General features: G+C 38.5%; 12 protein-coding genes. 4 read left to right on the top strand and 8 right to left on the bottom strand.

Annotated features, from left to right (window positions below):
• Position 1 precedes the first annotated feature (1 nt).
• Entirely contained in the window at positions 2 to 1,762 is a 1,761-nt protein-coding gene (locus ACQY44_RS23055) for an alpha-keto acid decarboxylase family protein (RefSeq protein ID WP_428232626.1), read from the top strand.
• A gap of 283 nt (positions 1,763 to 2,045) precedes the next feature.
• On the opposite strand, the gene katG is transcribed toward ACQY44_RS23055, so the two are convergent.
• Together katG and ACQY44_RS23045 are read right to left on the bottom strand one after the other, a co-directional pair.
• Positions 2,046 to 4,319, bottom strand: coding sequence for a catalase/peroxidase HPI (gene katG, locus ACQY44_RS23050; protein ID WP_428232625.1), 2,274 nt, complete (start codon positions 4,317 to 4,319; stop codon positions 2,046 to 2,048).
• A gap of 121 nt (positions 4,320 to 4,440) precedes the next feature.
• On the bottom strand, positions 4,441 to 4,998 hold the full coding sequence (locus ACQY44_RS23045) for an NADPH-dependent FMN reductase (RefSeq protein WP_428232624.1): 558 nt from the start codon (positions 4,996 to 4,998) through the stop codon (positions 4,441 to 4,443).
• 375 nt (positions 4,999 to 5,373) lie between these two features.
• On the opposite strand from ACQY44_RS23045, the gene ACQY44_RS23040 reads away from it, so the two are divergent.
• A complete protein-coding gene (locus ACQY44_RS23040; RefSeq protein WP_428232623.1) occupies positions 5,374 to 6,048 on the top strand; it encodes a YceI family protein in 675 nt (224 codons plus the stop codon).
• A gap of 93 nt (positions 6,049 to 6,141) precedes the next feature.
• Here ACQY44_RS23040 and ACQY44_RS23035 read toward each other — a convergent pair whose 3' ends face one another.
• From ACQY44_RS23035 to ACQY44_RS23010, 6 genes are all read right to left on the bottom strand, one after another.
• Positions 6,142 to 7,716, bottom strand: a complete 1,575-nt coding sequence (locus ACQY44_RS23035; protein WP_428232622.1) for an ABC transporter permease/substrate-binding protein — start codon at positions 7,714 to 7,716, stop codon at positions 6,142 to 6,144.
• Complete coding sequence (locus ACQY44_RS23030) at positions 7,713 to 8,636, bottom strand: ABC transporter ATP-binding protein (protein WP_428232621.1); 924 nt, start codon at positions 8,634 to 8,636, stop codon at positions 7,713 to 7,715. The genes ACQY44_RS23035 and ACQY44_RS23030 overlap by 4 nt, the downstream gene beginning before the upstream one ends.
• A 231-nt stretch (positions 8,637 to 8,867) precedes the next feature.
• On the bottom strand, positions 8,868 to 10,376 hold the full coding sequence (locus ACQY44_RS23025; protein ID WP_428232620.1) for a DEAD/DEAH box helicase: 1,509 nt from the start codon (positions 10,374 to 10,376) through the stop codon (positions 8,868 to 8,870).
• Between the two features lie 58 nt (positions 10,377 to 10,434).
• A complete protein-coding gene (locus ACQY44_RS23020) occupies positions 10,435 to 10,617 on the bottom strand; it encodes a hypothetical protein (RefSeq protein ID WP_428232619.1) in 183 nt (60 codons plus the stop codon).
• A gap of 346 nt (positions 10,618 to 10,963) precedes the next feature.
• Positions 10,964 to 11,866, bottom strand: a complete 903-nt coding sequence (locus tag ACQY44_RS23015) for a CorA family divalent cation transporter (protein WP_428232618.1) — start codon at positions 11,864 to 11,866, stop codon at positions 10,964 to 10,966.
• Between the two features lie 22 nt (positions 11,867 to 11,888).
• Complete coding sequence (locus tag ACQY44_RS23010) at positions 11,889 to 12,944, bottom strand: pesticidal protein Cry7Aa (RefSeq protein ID WP_428232617.1); 1,056 nt, start codon at positions 12,942 to 12,944, stop codon at positions 11,889 to 11,891.
• A gap of 587 nt (positions 12,945 to 13,531) precedes the next feature.
• On the opposite strand from ACQY44_RS23010, the gene ACQY44_RS23005 reads away from it, so the two are divergent.
• Both ACQY44_RS23005 and ACQY44_RS23000 read left to right on the top strand, forming a co-directional pair.
• Complete coding sequence (locus ACQY44_RS23005) at positions 13,532 to 14,446, top strand: SDR family oxidoreductase (RefSeq protein WP_428232616.1); 915 nt, start codon at positions 13,532 to 13,534, stop codon at positions 14,444 to 14,446.
• A gap of 298 nt (positions 14,447 to 14,744) precedes the next feature.
• The gene (locus ACQY44_RS23000) at positions 14,745 to 15,998 is read left to right on the top strand and encodes a DUF2252 domain-containing protein (RefSeq protein ID WP_428232615.1); all 1,254 of its coding nucleotides are present in this window, start codon (positions 14,745 to 14,747) and stop codon (positions 15,996 to 15,998) included.
• Positions 15,999 to 16,057 lie beyond the last annotated feature (59 nt).

Here is a 16,057-nt window from a genome sequence, read left to right as displayed (position 1 = left end):
GATGTCACAGAAAAAAATCTCCGTTGCAAAATACCTGCAAATACGACTGGAACAATTAGGGCTCACGCATTTATTTGGAATTGCAGGCAATTATACTGCGCCGTTTTTAAATACGATTCATGAAGACAAAAATGCAAAAATTAAAATCGTTAACGACACCAATGAAATAAACGCCGGGCATTGCACTGATGCCTACGCACGCCTAAACGGTTTCGCTGCAGTAGCGGTAACGTATGGCGTGGGAGCATTTACACTACTCAATTCAGTTGCAGGTTCTTATGTAGAGCACTGTCCCGTGCTTGTCATTAATGGAGCTCCGACCAACAAAGACCAGCAACGAAGTCTCGTTCAGGGCATGTTGGCATCACATATGACGGGTGATATGTACAGTAACATCAATGTGTTCCGAAACGTTACCGTTGCGGCAGAACAAGTCACAGGTTCATCAGATGCTCCTTATAAAATTGATGCAGTTTTAAATGCCTGTATTTTATATGGAAGACCGGTTTATCTTGAAGTTTTTGAAGATATATGGCGAATGGAATGCAATCCGCCTGTCACTCCATTGGCAGAAAGAGAGGCGTCTAAGTGTCAAACAAGTGCGCGCAAGGCCGCTCAAAGAGTAGCTGCAATGGCAAGAGGAAAAGAAATTATTTTCTGGGGCGGTATTGAAATCCAGCGCTACGGTATTCAAAAGGAATTCCTGGACCTGATCGAAAGTACCGATACTGAATTTGTGACCTCTATACTCGGGAAATCAATCGTATCCGAAAACCATCCTAAGTTTAAAGGTGTTTTTAATGGCAAGGCATCGCCAAAAGATGTCAAGCAACAATTCGAAAAAGCGCAGTTAAAAATTGGCCTTGGCGTATGGACCACCGGCAAAAATCTGGGAGGGTTTGATGTCTGGAAAGAAGATACTGTACTTGCCAATCACAGCGGTGTAAGGATTGGTGCTTCTTATGTGGCCAATGTATCGCTAAGAGATTTTATGCTATTCCTGAAAGACGAACTTACTAAAGTTAAATTTAGTGCTTACGAAATGTATGATGCGAAGAAGTTACCTGAATCGTTTTTTGTAGCTGATGACAGGATAATAAAAAAAGGGAAACCGGTGCTTACTTATGATACATTTTTTAAGCGAATCAATAATTTTATAGACGAGAGACACATAGTGGTTGCCGATGCGGGTTTTCCTCTGTTGGGTGCTCAAGGCATCCGTATTGCAGAACCTAACGGATTCATAGCGCAAGCATCGTGGCTTTCGATAGGCTATTCTGTTCCTGCGGCAACAGGAATAAAATGTGCCAGACCTGATAAAAGGCCTGTAGTATTTGTTGGGGATGGTGCTTTTCAGGAAACCTGTCAGGCCATATCTACACAGAATAAACTGAAACACGACACTATTGTTTTTGTTTTAGATAATGGTATTTATGGTATTGAACAAATGCTTGTTAATCCAAATCCGTTTCGTGGTGCAGACAAGGTAGAATATAGCGTTCCTGATTTAAACGATGTTTATGATTACAACGAAATGCACCGTTGGAAATATGCGAAGCTCGTTGATGTATTTGGAGGTAAAGGTTTTGAAGTCAGCAGTCTTGACGAACTCGAGGAGGTTTTGAGACAGCTTGACAGCATTAAGGAAAATACCATTGTACATGTCAACATACTTAAGAACTCTATTCCGGAAGCCATTGCTTATAAGACTGAGGAGCCTGGAGAAGATGAATTTCTGGATAAAAACTGGAGTTTATGTTAGGTTTAAAATGGGGTAATTTTTAAAACATTCCGTCACAGGACAAACAAAATAGCCGTCTCAGTTCTAATTTCTGAGGATAGCAGATGAACAAAATGCCAATTTCAATCGATCTTGGATAAAAGTTTACTTGTTTTTGGTTTGTGCTATTTTGTTCAGATCTAAAAGAAAATGAGCCCGATACAATATCGGGCTCATTTTATCAATTTTAATTCTAAATGTTCTAACCTTTTGGATTCTGTCTGATATACATTTTTTTTTAATTTAATAAATTAACCAAAGATGATCAGACTAAATCAAACCTGTCCAGATTCATTATCTTATTCCATACAGCGATAAAATCATTTACGAATTTTTCCTGAGCGTCAGCACTGGCATAAACCTCAGCAATGGCTCTCAATTCTGAATTAGATCCAAACACAAGATCGGCACGTGTTCCAATCCATTTTGGCTGACCAGTGGTACGGTCATTTCCTGTATAAAGCTCTTTATCATTTGAAACCGCCTGCCATTGGGTATTCATATCCAAAAGATTTATAAAAAAATCATTCGTCAGTTTACCCGGGCGATGTGTAAAAACACCGTTTTTTGTACCATCAGTATTAATATCCAACACACGAAGCCCGCCTAAAAGAACAGTTAATTCCGGTGCTGTTAAGGTTAACAAGTTTGCTTTATCAATCAGAAGTTCTTCTGTAGCAACTCTTGATTTTGCTTTTCGAAAATTACGGAATCCGTCTGTCTTTGGTTCAAGGTATCCAAAGGACTCTACATCGGTTTGTTCCTGAGAAGCGTCCATACGACCTGCTGAAAAAGGTACACGGATAGTATATCCTGCTTCTTTAGCTGCTTTCTCAATTGCTGTCCCTCCGGCTAAAACTATTACATCAGCAAGTGACACTTTTTTTCCGTTGGTTTGACCGGCGTTAAATTCATTTTGAATATTTTCCAGTTTCGCTAAAACTTCTTTAAGTTGTGCAGGATTGTTGACATCCCAGTCTTTTTGAGGAGCTAGTCTAATACGTGCGCCATTGGCACCGCCACGTTTATCCGATCCTCTAAAAGTCGAAGCCGATGCCCAGGTTGTAGCTACTAATTGAGAAGTACTTAATCCCGAATTTTGTATCTTTTCTTTTAGTTGACTGATATCATTCTCTTCTATTAACGGATGATTTACTTCCGGAATTGGATCCTGCCACAAAAGCTCTTCCTGAGGAATATCGGGTCCCAGATAACGGGAAACTGGTCCCATATCACGATGCGTTAATTTAAACCATGCGCGTGCAAAGGCATCTGCAAACTCATCGGGATTTTCCAGAAAACGACGCGATATTTTTTCATAGACAGGGTCTAATCTTAAAGACAAATCCGTGGTAAGCATCGTTGGTAAATGTTTTTTAGTGCTGTCAAAAGCATCGGGAATAATTGCTTCAGCATTTTTCGCTACCCACTGCTGCGCCCCTGCCGGGCTTTTAGAAAGTTCCCATTCAAAACCGAATAAATTCTCGAAAAAGTTATTACTCCATTGCGTAGGAGTTTTTGTCCAGATAACCTCAAGTCCGCTTGTAATTGCATCGGCACCTTTGCCCGAACCATAACTATTCTTCCAGCCAAGGCCCTGCAGTTCCAAACCTGCTGCTTCGGGTTCTTCACCTACATGCTCAGAAGAGGCAGCGCCGTGCGTTTTACCAAAAGTATGTCCTCCTGCAATTAAGGCTACTGTTTCTTCATCGTTCATTGCCATACGGCCAAAGGTATCCCTGATATCTTTAGCTGCAGCAATAGGATCAGGATTTCCATCAGGTCCTTCAGGGTTTACGTATATAAGCCCCATTTGTACCGCTGCCAGAGGTTTTTCTAAGTTTCTGGAATGAATATGACCATCTGCATCATCATCAGATGAAACAACACCGTGGTCTTTTGTGACACCTTCAGAACCATCTTTATAACGTTCGTCTCCCCCCAGCCATGTGGTTTCAGATCCCCAATAGACGGCTTCGTCCGGTTCCCAAACATCAGCACGCCCTCCTGCAAAACCAAATGTTTTAAATCCCATTGATTCCAACGCCACATTTCCGGTTAATATCATTAAATCAGCCCAGGAAATTTTTTGTCCATATTTTTGTTTGATGGGCCATAATAATCTTCGCGCCTTATCCAGGCTTACATTGTCTGGCCAGCTGTTAAGAGGAGCAAAACGCTGTTGTCCCCCACCGGCGCCACCACGTCCGTCTTCAACACGGTATGTACCTGCGCTATGCCAGGCCATCCTGATAAACAAACCTCCATAATGACCAAAATCTGCCGGCCACCAATCCTGTGAATCAGTCATAAGTTCGTGTAAATCTTTTTTTACCGCTTCAAGATCAAGACTTTTAAAAGCTTCGCTGTAATTAAAATTAGCGTCCAGAGGATTTGATAATACTGAATTCTGTCTCAGTATATTTACTCTTAATTGTTTTGGCCACCAGTCATGATTTTTTGTACCGGTTGCAGCTGCATTATTGATGCTTCCGTTGTGAAAGGGGCACTTGCTAATGTCGTTTGATTGATTTTCCATACTTCGAATTTTATTTTGATACCAATTTACAAACTAAATAAAAAACATATTATAGCTTTTAATAATAAATACATTTACTTCTATAGACAAAACTTATAAAAAAATATTTTTATAATTGAAACTAGTTTTTATTTTTATTAAACCATACTATGTAAGCGTCAACAGCTTTTTTAAGAAAGTCTTTTGTGGCACCTTCTTTAATCGTTCCGCTTTCATCAAAAAGTTCATTCACCTTGGCAAGGTAAACTTCCGGCTGTTGCATCACTGGAATGTTCAAAAATACAAGGCTTTGTCTTAAATGATGGTTGGCACCAAAACCTCCAACAGCACCGGGAGAATTACTAAAAATGGCTCCCGGTTTACCGTCCCAGACATTTTTACCGTAAGGACGTGATCCAACGTCGAGCGCGTTTTTAAGCACCGCCGGCACGGATCTGTTGTATTCGGGCGTAATAAAAATAAAACCGTCAAGTTCCTTTATTTCATTTCTAAATGTTGTGTAAGCCGCCGGAACTTCATTATGATCGTCAAAATCCTGATTGTAAATAGGCAGCTCAGCCAGATTGATTATTTTGAAATCAAACCCATCAGGTGCCATAGCCACTACAGCTTTTGCTAATTTTTTTGAAAACGATTCTTTACGCAGGCTTCCTGCGACTATACCAATTACCTTACTCATAATTATTGTGTTTTATATTTGACAACCTATTGTTTTTCAGAAACATGGTTTATTTCTCTAATTTACAAAAAAATATAGTGTGAACCTTGATTTCTTCATCAATCACATACTAATTACTTACAAAATAAATTTAATTGCATTGGTATTTACAAATAAATTCCATCTCTATTAGCAATCAAAAAACTAACCACTGATCGTAAAGACATATTTTTGAATGATATCTTTAACACATTCACAATAAGTGCAGGAATAATTTATTTGATTTTCCTTAAATTATTACTAAATTTCCGACTAGTATAATCGTGTCTTTTTTTAATCAGTAAACTTTGCATTAAATTAGACGTAGTCATTAACAAATCTTTTAAACGTAAACAAATGAAAAAACTTAGTGTATTGACATTGGTCGCTGTTACTTTATTTATAACGGCATGTAAAAAATCATCAGGCGAAACAACAACAAGCGAAGAAAAGCAGGTTGCTGAAAAAAAGGGAGAAGTATTAGCGGTAAACCTGGAAACCTCTAAAGTAGACTGGAAAGCATTTCATAAAGGAGGTTTTGCGCCTCGCTGGGGAACTCTTGCCATTAAATCAGGTGAAGTTTCTGTTGAAGCTAATGAGCTTACGGCAGGTGATTTTGTAATCGATATGCAGTCGATAAAGGTTGATCCGGCATCAGTAACTGAAAAAGACAAAAAATATTCAGAATTAGAAGCACACCTAAAAAGTGCTGATTTTTTTGATGTTGAAAAAAATCCAACAGCTGACTTTAAAATTACCAGTGTTACAAACTTAGCGACTCCTGCAAAAGACGCTGTAGAAGGTGCTAACAAAACAGTAAGCGGTAACCTGACTCTTAAAGGAAAAGCCGTTAATGTTACGTTTCCAGCAAAGGTTACTGTAGCCAACGGTACTGCAACACTACAAGCTAAATTTACTGTCAATCGTACAGATTGGGATATTAAATTTGGAGCTACTGAAGCTAATCCTGCAGAATGGATGATCAGTAAAGATATCGAAATTGGCATCAATATAACCGCAGCAAAAAAATAAGCAAACGCTTCATTATTATTCTAGAAAAGGCAGCCTAATATTTTTAGGCAGCCTTTTTTGATTTTGTCCATTGTTTTATAATGAAATTTTGGTTTAGAACTTATTTGTAGCGCAATAAATACTAAGCTGTGAAATCGTGTTTATATGAAGATCCTGTGCCTGAGCTCTTCGCATCATAAGCGCATAAGCATTATTAAACCCGATTGGTTTTAGCCATTGCAAACCATATTGTTTCTGAAATTCTCCCTGAACATAATCATAGGTTTTTCTGCTGTCTTTCGAAACTTCGGTAATTGTCTTTTCAGAAGGTTTTAGCAACACTAACAATCCTGTGCCGGTATATTCGGGATAAAAGTCAATGCCGTCATTCATTAAAGCATCAAAACATATTTTTGTTCCGCCGAGTCCGGTTTTGGTTTCTACTTTATAATTGGTATAACCTTCAATCAGCATTTGGTACATTTCTGCCAAAATATATTGTTCGCCAAAAATCTTCGAACCAATTCTGATGGTTGCGCCAGTACCTTGATTTGCTTTTTTGTATAATCCCTGACGGACCAAAAAATCTTTGGCTACTTTTTCCGGAGTTTGTTTTAAAAGTTCCGTTTTATAATTAAGATCCGTCATTATGCTGTCGTTGATTTTGCCTGCAAGAAGATTTAGCGTTTGTTCAAGTCCCGGAAATTTTTTCAGGGTTTGGATTTTGATGATCGGAGCGGCATAATAAGGCGGAAATATGGTTTTATCATCTTCTAAAACGACTAAGTCGAAGGCTTTAATTCTTCCATCGGTAGAATAACCACTAATCAAATCCAGTTTTCCGTGATACGCAGCTTCATACATAATAGCATCGGACACCACAAGCGGATTTAGTTTTAATCCATATACAGATCGAAGTCCTAAATCGCCATCCTGACGCCCCATAAATTCCGGTGTAAATCCAGCAATTATCTTGCGTTCAGGTTTAGCCGAAAATATAAAATAAAGAGCTGTTACAGCTAAAATACCACAAATAATATAAAAGGCTCTCCGAAGATTTTTTAAGCTGGACTTTTGAAGATAACCAATAATCAAATCCAGCAAAATAGCCAGTAATGCCGCCGGGATTGCTCCTGCCAGAATCATATTGGTATTGTTGAGCGAGATACCTCCAAAAATAAATTCACCAAGTCCTCCCGCGGCCACAAAAGAAGCCAGAGTAGCAACCCCAACATTGATAACGGCAGCGGTTCGGATACCTGCTATAATTACAGGCATAGCCAATGGAAATTCAACTTTAAACAATCGCTGGGTTTTATTCATTCCAAGTGCAGTTGCGGCTTCTATAACTACAGGATCTACTCCCGTAATTCCGGTATAAGTGTTTCGTATAATAGGAAGTAATGCATATATGAGAAGCGCAATGATTGCGGGTGTGGTACCAATACCAAAAAGTGGTATCATAAAACCCAAAAGGGCAATACTGGGAACGGTTTGTAATATGCCCGCTATACCTAAAACAGAAGCAGATAATCTCCGTCTTCGGGAAATTAAAACACCTAACGGAATTCCAATTATAATTGCCAGAAGCAGCGATAAAAAAGTAAGTCCCAGATGTTGTGCAATCTGTACAAACAGCTTTTCATGCTGTGACACCATAAATTGCCAGAGGCTTTGCTGTTGTGTCATACCGTTTGAAGTTTTCTGTAGTGATTAAAAGCCTGCAAAAGTTCGTCATAATCTTCATTATAAACATTGTCCGTACTGAAAATTTGAAGGGTTTCCCAGATGGTGGCATTTTTAGTAAGTTGTTCCTTTGCTTGTAACGACAATGGCTTTCGAAGAAAAGATTCTACCGATTTTACGGAAGCAATTTTATATTCCAGCATTAACCGATTGTTCGCAAAGAATTCTTTTACAAAATTATTTACAGGATGATATAGTATTTCTGCCGGAGCACCTATCTGAACAATTCGTCCTTTGTCCATAAGGCAAATACGATGTCCGAGTTCAAAGGCTTCTACTACATCGTGGGTTACTAAAATGCTCGTTTTATTTTTGAGTTCATCAAGATTCTTAAATTCATTATGAATCGCCGACTTTGTAATCGTATCTAAAGCCCCAAAAGGCTCGTCCATTAAAAGAACCGGAGTATCTGCAATAAGTGCACGTGCAATACCAATACGCTGTTGTTGTCCGCCACTAAGTTCATGAGGGAAAAACTTTAACAGGTCTTCTGTAAGATGTAATTTTTCTAAAAGTTCTAATGTTCTTTTGGTTGTCTTTTCCTTATCCCATTTTAACAGATTGGGTACAATGGCGATATTCTGTGCCACGTTATAATGCGGAAAAAGTCCTGCGTGCTGCATTACAAAACCAATATTTTTACGAAGTGATTCAGGTTTTTGATCCCTGATATTTTTACCGTCAATAAGAATATTCCCCCTATCGGTTTCAATAAGCCGATTGATCATTTTTAAGGTAGTCGTTTTACCACAGCCACTAGTCCCTAATATTACCAGAATTTCTCTATCATTGGCTTCAAATGAAATTGAATCTACCGCTTTGTTCGAACCAAAACTTTTGGAAACTCCCTGTATACTAATCATATTCTATTGTGACATTAATTAAAATTAGCTTTTTGATCTAAAAGATGCTTCAGTAAAAAAGTAGATCTGATTCCATTGCCTGCACCAAGATAGATGAGATCGAATGCTTCTGAGTTTCTGACCTTCTATTAAAGATAGTTATTTATCTCATAAAATTTGTGAAAAAAATTTCTACATCGGAGTATACTTCAAATACCACCAATTTTTATGCGTTATTTGCTTTGATAGTAATTACGCGCTATGAAGTTTGGGGTATAATTTAATAATGAGTCCTTTGAGACGATTCTGATAATCCTCCATTAGCCAGTCTCTGTAATTTTTGCTGGCATTGTCCAGGCATTTTACGTATTGTCTGACCCTCCAGTCAATCTCAGGCTGCAATTCCCCGGCAAGGGCTATTGCCTGTGAAAGCGACTGGGCATTATCAAGGCACATCATAGCCTGTTGTCTTACAGATTGCTGGATGACTGTTTTGGGTTTCTTATCAATGTCTATGGCTTCCTCGTAGCTTGCGGCTATATCAAAGGTCATTTCGAGTGTGTTGGGGAATTTTGCGCGCAGCTCTGCAGACATTCCATGGGATTGCACCGCAGAATGCCCGGTGGCGTGATACTGCAATTGTTTCGCAAATTCTTCCGGTTTTTCAAAAACAAACTGCCAGTCTACCGGTTCTTCCCAAGGTCCGAATCGCTGTATGTTATTCCCGAGATCGGTTATCCCGAACGTTTTTTTTGAGGGAAGCCTCCGTGCCCCGCGCCCCACCATCTGATGGTAAAGCGTAACCGAAGTAGTGGCCCTGTTCAGTATTACATGCTGTACGGTAGGCTCATCAAAGCCTGTGGTGAGAATCGACACTGAAGTAAGCACGGCGTCTTTTGTTTTCTTAAACCATTTCAGTATTTCCTTTCGCTCGTCATCAGGGGTTTTATTATCCAGATGTCTGATAGCAATTCCTGCTGTGGTAAAAGTTTCACAGACTTTTTGAGAGCTTATTATCCCATTGTTAAAGATCAAAGTCTTTTTTCCTGAGGCATTTTCCCTATAAGAATTCAGTAATAACTCCTGCATGGGAGCAGAGCCATACAATTCATTGGAAGAACTTACGGTATAATCACCGTGGGTACCCGTTTTAAGGCTATTGAGTTCGACTTCATGCACAAAAGTTTTTGGTTTGGCCAGGTAACCCTCGTTTATTAACGAAGCTATACTTTTACCGGTAACAAGGGTTTTATAATGATATTTCATAGGTTTTGAAATGTCAGAACTGAATGGCGTAGCCGTTACGCCAATAACAAATGCGTTCTTAAAACTGCCCAGTAATTTTCTAAAGGAATTATGATGTGCCTCATCAATAATCACAAGACCAACTCCCTGAGGTTTAATTTTTTTTGCTTTGATCCTGTTGCGCAGCGTTTCCACCATGGCGACATAACAGTCACAACCCGGTTTAAAATTCCCGCTTTCGCTATTGATAGTGCAATTCTGCACCCCCAACTTTTTTAAAACCCCTGAAGTCTGTGTACATAGTTCTTTGCGATGGGTTAGTATGACGACAGTTTTGCCAAACTGTGCTATAAATCTTCTGGCTATTTCTGAAAAAACCATCGTTTTTCCTCCTCCGGTGGGAAGCTGATACAGAAGTTTGCTTTTTGGCATCACCTCCATTTTTTCAAATATGCAGGCTATATCTCTTTCCTGATAGGCATAAAAGGATGCTTTATCCTGTGTTTTACTTTTCATCTTAAATCGTATATGAAGAATTTGATTCACTACTCCTTGTTTACTTTATAGTGCAAATTTATTTCCCGTTTTCCGGATCAGCCGGCACAAGCTGTGATTCCATAAATTTACCTGTGATAACAGTACCTTCTTCGTCTTCCCACTCCGTGATGACATTTTCAATAAATTCCGGCTCAAAATCAACTACTTTCATGATCTGATTGCCAAATTCCTGCTGTACATTCTGACCTTTTTTAAACATAAGATTTCTTGTTAAGGTTACTGTATTTATTTTGTTATGCGCTGTTTTCTGATGTAATGTATTTACTGTCAATACAAAAATCAGATTACGCTTTGCAGTTACTAAATTAAAATATCAGTCACAGCTGAACTTTATATCATTACTTTCTTTTTGTTATATTATATCAATTTGGTAAGATGCAACGATACATAAATCACTATTCCGCCCTGCTTCTAACTGTTCTTACAGTAGTTATTTTTGTGAGGAGTATCATAATTATAGTCTGTCTGATTCTTTCTGCCTGCCTTCATCTTAGTTCTGTTTATTTTTGCTTTATTTAAAAGCACTGTATTTATAAACTCTTAGTTTAAAGCCATTTCTTTCTTTTAAACCAAAGAAAAATTATGATCGAAACTAAAACCATTACAAACAAACTAATAGGATATGCCCAGTAATAATTAAGTTCCGGCATAAATTTGAAATTCATTCCATAGATTCCTGCGATAAAGGTTAGTGGCATAAAGAAAACTGAAAATACGGTGAGTACTTTCATGACGTCATTGGTTTTTCTGGCCGATAAGGACAGATAAATATTAAGCAATTCTTTGGCATCTTCCTGAACCTGATCGTTAAGCATCAAAAGTTTGGTATGAAGATCATGCACATCCCGAAGTGCCGGAGCCTCTTCTCCTTCTGCCCGAATTGAATTGACGACTTCATTGCTAAGCAAGAGCAGTTTTTTATACAGCCCTGCCCTATTTTTCAGGTAATAAATAGCTTCGATCATATCGGTCGGAATGTTTTTTTTCAAAAATAACTTAGATTCATAACCATCTATTTCGCTGGATAAATCGATGGCAGGCTGTTCAAAGGAATGTAATGCATCACGAACAATATGAATTACAATGCCTGTACTTGATTTGACTTTACCGTTATCGACATACGTTTCTTTTATATTCGAAATTAAAGGCTGTGCTGTGCGATGTACTGTAATGAGGAAGGACTCGTTATAAAAAATAGCAATTTTACAGCTCAGACTCTGAACAGTCTGCAATTTTTCCTTATTGTCATTGACAACTCTTATAATAAGAAAATGGGTATTATTATGCTCTTCAAATTTAGGAAGATGATCCGGGTCCAAACAATCCAGTAATGCATAGGAATTCAGATTATACTTTTCACTTATACCGGAGAGTTCATCAGTTGTTGGGTCAACAGCATCAATCCAGATGATCTCGCTATCTTTTATTGTACAATTAGATATAGGCATTTTGATTGTTTTTGATTGTTAGCTAAGTATTTGCTTGATTATTTATAGAAGAATTAATCAACGGTTGATCGACAACTTCAATTTTATTAGAGAGCAGTTCGTCAAGTAAATATTTCATTGGAATTGAAGCGCACGCAATACTTTCATCTGCCGCACCATAATAAATATAAATCTGATCCTCAATTACCGCAGTTCCGCTTGGGAAGCATACATTGTTAACATAACCGTTTAATTCCCATTTTTGATCCGGCGAAAAAAGGGGTTCTGGTAATCTTGCCAGCTCTTTACACGGATTTTCTAAATCCAGCAAGGCGGCACAAGCAACATAATTATGACCTTCCTCCGTATCATGAACGCCATGATAGATTAATATCCAGCCTTCCGGGGTTTCTATTGGCGGAGCTCCGTTTCCTAAATACGAAAACTCGTGGTCGTGGTCGGGATCAAGTACAATATGTTGGTGAAATTCCAGCATATATTCGCACCAGAACTCAGGCGTCAAATCTTCAAGTGAATCAACACACGCAATTTGAATACCCGGATTTATCCTATGCAGGAAATATAATTTGTTATTGATGCGTCTCGGGAAAAAAACGACATTTTTATCCCATACATAACCTTCACTTCCTGTACTGGGTGTGAAATATTTATTGTTTAAACGCGGTTGTCCCTGTAAAAAGCCGTTTAGTTCAAAACCTTTTATTTGCGGAACTACAATGCCGTGTTTTTTAAATTCTTTTAAATCTGTAGAAGTTGCAACGCATCCAAAGGCGTTTTCGCCATCGTAACCACAATAGGAAAGATAATAGATATCATCAATTTTGACAATTCGGGGATCTTCGATACCATGTTTTTCATTTTCAGTTGTTGGAACAAGCAACGGAACATCGAGTTGCATTTCGATATTCAAAGGATCTTTGAACAAACAATATCCTATTGTTGAGCGATTCCCTTTGGCTACAGCACGATAAAACATATGAATTTTTCCGTCTTCATAAATAACCGCAGGATTCAGGACACCATCGCATTCAAAATCAAGTTCTCTTTTAGTTAAAACTAAGCCGTGTTTTTGTAGCATATATTTAGATTTTTTTTTAAATAAATGTACTTCTACACTACTAAATAAATTTACATTTAATTCATAAATCCTTTCAAGATTAAAAGGCGTTTCTTATAAAATTCATTCATTATCTGATCCGTCTGCATAACCTTCCGTCAATTGTTTTCGCTTCCTTAAAAAAGACATACAAATCTATGAGTCAAAACATTAAAACAATATAGCAATTCAAATTGCCAACTGTAAATTAAACAACTTTAGAATGTAAATGATATAATTATTTCAAATATTGTCTTTTTAGATTTGAGTTAGAAAATTACAAACATAAAGCGAATCAATATGACAACAGCTAACCACAATACTTTCTATCAGCAAACCTCCGTAAATTCAGGATCACAACTGTTTATGGAAAAACATGAACGCAACCATCTGGAACAGCGCTATGAATCATTAAATGAACCTTTGTTGTGTTTCAGCAAAGAATCAAATTATCTCGATAGCGAATTCTGCAGTATGCTCGAACAAAAGGGCCATGGAGATTTTCTATTGTAAGAATGACCGATCATTAAAAATTTGATACCATCATAAAAACTCAAATCCAAATAGTTATGGAGACTAAAAACACAATAACCCCTCAATCTGCAATCACTGAACATCCTGCAACAAAATATCCGGAGCCGCCTTTTAAGGAACAATCACAACCATGGCCGGGTCTGGTGAGTAAAATGGATCCGCGTCCCGATCATGGGGAAAAAAGCTATAAAGGAAGTGGACGTCTCAAGGGACGAAAAGCACTTATAACAGGAGGAGATTCTGGAATGGGAAGAGCTGCCGCTATTGCCTATGCAAGAGAGGGTGCGGACGTAGCCATAAACTACTATCCCACCGAAGAAGAAGATGCCAAAGAAGTAATACAGCTCATTAAAGCCGAAGGTCGCAAAGCTGTTGCCATTCCCGGAGATTTACGAGACGAAGCATTCTGTAAGTCACTAGTCGACCAAGCTGTAAAAGCACTTGGCGGACTTGATATTGTAGTTAATAATGCTGCAAGACAACAGACGCATGCCTCTATTCTGGATATATCAACAGAAGAATTCGACTGGACCATGAAAACCAATATCTATGCTCCTTTTTGGATTATCAAGGCCGCTCTTCCGCATCTTAAGCCGGGTGCATCAATCATCGGGACAAGCTCTGTACAGGCCTATGCTCCTACCGAAGATTTATATGACTATGCGCAGACGAAAGCAGCCACAACAAATTATATTAAATCTCTGGCCAAGCAACTTGCTCCAAAAGGAATAAGGGTTAATGGCGTTGCACCCGGACCAGTATGGACAGCCCTTCAGGTAAGCGGAGGTGCAACAATGGAAAAACTTAAGAAATTTGGTTCAAAAACACCAATGGGAAGACCGGGGCAACCAGCCGAACTTGCTTCCATTTATGTGCAGCTTGCCGCCAATGATGCAAGTTATGCAACAGGACAGATTTATGGTGCAAGCGGAGGCGATGGAAATTCATAAATAAAAATAGATTCGTTTGTAAGTCAATATTTTTCGAAAATACACGAATTAATGGTTGCTTATAATTTGCCAATAATAAGAAAGCTCCTGATTGGTGCAGTTGCGTAAGCCTGCAACTAAGTTGAGCTGAATTGTTGGGAATAGAATTGTATAATGCATTAAAAATAAAAAAATGAGTTCCGAAAATCCTGAAATCCATAATTTACAGCAACTTAAACAAAACAGAAAAGATCAATATAACTTTGGTCGTTCGCTAAGAAAAAATTGCTCCAGAACATCACACGGAAAACTCCCGGCAATGGAACGCAACGTCGTGGACCTTCATATCGAACGAACAAAAGGGCGTATCGAAGAGCTATTGCCTATAAGGTATCAACGCATTTTAGAATCCCCTTTTACGCATTTCCGTGGCGCAGCGGGAGTCATGGCTACTGATCTTGGTGCTCAGAACTCTACTAAACTTAACATACAGATATGTGGGGACTGTCACCTGATGAATTTTGGTGGATTTGCAACACCGGAACGAAACATCATTTTTGATATAAATGACTTTGATGAAACGGCTATTGCTCCGTGGGAATGGGATATCAAACGCTTGGCGGCCAGTTTTACAATTGCAGCCAGACATAAGGCTTTTTCAAAGACCAAATGCAAAGAAATAGCAGAAACAGTGGTCACCAGCTACACCAAAAACATGAGGAAGTATGCAAAAATGTCTGCCCTTCAGGTTTGGTATGAAGATATTAGTTTTGAAGACATGATTAAATCCGGCAACGATTCGTTATCACAAAAACTAGATCAAAAACGGCTTGAAAAAGCTTCTGAACGAACACCTCATGAAAAAGAATTTGAAAAAATGACCGAGGTAAACGACGGAAAAGCCCGAATCTTAGACAATCCTCCACTTATTTACCATCTGGAAGACAGCAAACAAGAAGCTTTTTTGCATCGGACTGAAAATGCATTTCTTCGGTACATAGAATCCCTTCCTGACGATCGTAAAATATTGCTGGAAAATTATAAAATTCAAGACGTGGCGGTAAAAGTTGTTGGAGTTGGGAGTGTCGGTACATGGTGCGGAATAATTCTGTTGTTATCTGATTCGGGAGACCCCTTATTCCTGCAGTTTAAAGAAGCATATCAAAGCGTACTCACACCTTTTACAGCCAAAAGTGAGTATGCACACCACGGTCAACGGGTAGTTAACGGTCAGCGATTAATGCAATCTGCTTCTGATATTTTCTTAGGCTGGACCTCTGATGATAGCGGTAGACATTATTACGTAAGGCAAATGCGGGATGCAAAAATAAAACCTGTTATAGAAACCATGAACTACAAAAATCTTGTGCACTATGCTAATTCTTGTGGCTGGGCACTTGCCCAAGCGCATGCCAGAACAGGCAATGCTGCTGCCATAGCTGGTTATATTGGTAAAAGTGACACATTTAAAAAAGCAATTGGCCGTTTTTCTCTTATTTACAGCAAGCAAAACAATAAGGATTACCATGCATTATTAACTGCCGTAGAAAAAGGAACTATAAAAATGGAATAATGATTTAGAAAACTGTACAATAATTCGCTCCTTACCTGTTTAATTAATTAAAAATTCAG

This window comes from Flavobacterium sp. (assembly GCF_965277525.1).
Lineage (GTDB): Bacteria > Bacteroidota > Bacteroidia > Flavobacteriales > Flavobacteriaceae > Flavobacterium.
The sequence above is the reverse complement of the archived record's forward strand: the minus strand, read 5'-3'. Positions and strand labels throughout refer to the sequence as shown.